Source organism: Clostridium lacusfryxellense (assembly GCF_018861735.1).
GTDB lineage: Bacteria > Bacillota > Clostridia > Clostridiales > Clostridiaceae > Clostridium_AD > Clostridium_AD lacusfryxellense.
Genome location: NZ_JAHLEB010000151.1, coordinates 1 through 1,147, shown reverse-complemented (window position 1 = coordinate 1,147; position 1,147 = coordinate 1). Strand labels below are relative to the sequence as shown.

The following is a 1,147-nucleotide window of genomic DNA, read 5'->3' as shown; positions in this document are numbered from 1 at the left end:
GTGCGCCCAGCATGGGCGCAATCTAATGGGTGAAAGTCCCTAGCACGGGTTAATAGTGCCAAGTGCATAGCTTAAGACAAGGGTGTCCATGGTGACGTGGAATCTGAAGGAAGTCGGCGGCAAAACTCTGGTCTGACGAACAGAAACTACATATAAGGCATATGCTTGTGGGTAAGTTTGCCAAACATAACGAAGCCCAAAACTATTCGAAACAAGTGGTGTAAATGTAGCAGATAGATGGAGTGAAAGATTGCGTTCTTACCTGGGGAGATCTTAGGTAAATGTTATAGAGATGAATTTTGAAATAACAACCTTTGCAGTGATGTAAAGCTGAAATCTAAGAAGTCAGCAGACGTCATAGTAGCAGAAGGTTCATGAGCCTTCGGTGAAGGGCTGAACGATAGGAGGTTTTGAAACTTTGAAGCACACAAAGAAATGTGATAACAGCAGACAACTTCATAATGAAGGTTACCTACAAAAGGATAGAGTGGAACTCGAAGAGTATGTAGGAGCGCCTAGCATTTCATTGACGATAGAAAAGCGACAAAACGCCGAAAATAAATACACCAATGGACTGTTTGAAAGGATTATTGACAGAAACAACTTAAATCAAGCATTTAAGAAAGTTAGAGCCAATAAAGGTAGTCATGGAGTTGATGGTATGAAGGTAGATGAACTTCTACAATACTTGAAAGAAAATGGCGCCAGCCTTCGGCAATCATTATTGGAAGGTAGTTATAAACCTAATCCAGTAAGGCGAGTAGAAATACCTAAGCCTGATGGAAAGAAACGACCACTAGGAATACCAACAACTGTAGACCGAGTAATACAACAAGCTATCGCTCAAGTTCTAAATCCAATATTTGAAGAGAAATTTTCAGATAACAGTTATGGATTTAGACCAAATAGAAGTGCACACCAAGCGATTCGAAAATGCAAAGAATACATGGATAAAGGTTACAGGTGGGCAGTAGATATTGATTTGGAGAAATACTTCGATACTGTAAATCATGATAAATTAATAGGATTGGTCTATAAAGAAGTAAAGGATGTTAGGGTAATAGCCCTTATAAGAAAATATCTTCAAGCAGGAGTAATGGAAAGAGGCATTTTTAACACCTCACAAAAAGGTGTACCGCAAGGTGGC

The 1,147-nt window shown here is 39.5% G+C and carries 1 protein-coding gene; it reads left to right on the top strand.

The window, feature by feature from the left end:
* Positions 1-418: 418 nt before the first annotated feature.
* A partial coding sequence (locus KPL55_RS25725; protein ID WP_246599855.1) for a reverse transcriptase domain-containing protein occupies positions 419-1,147 on the top strand: 729 nt, incomplete at its 3' end.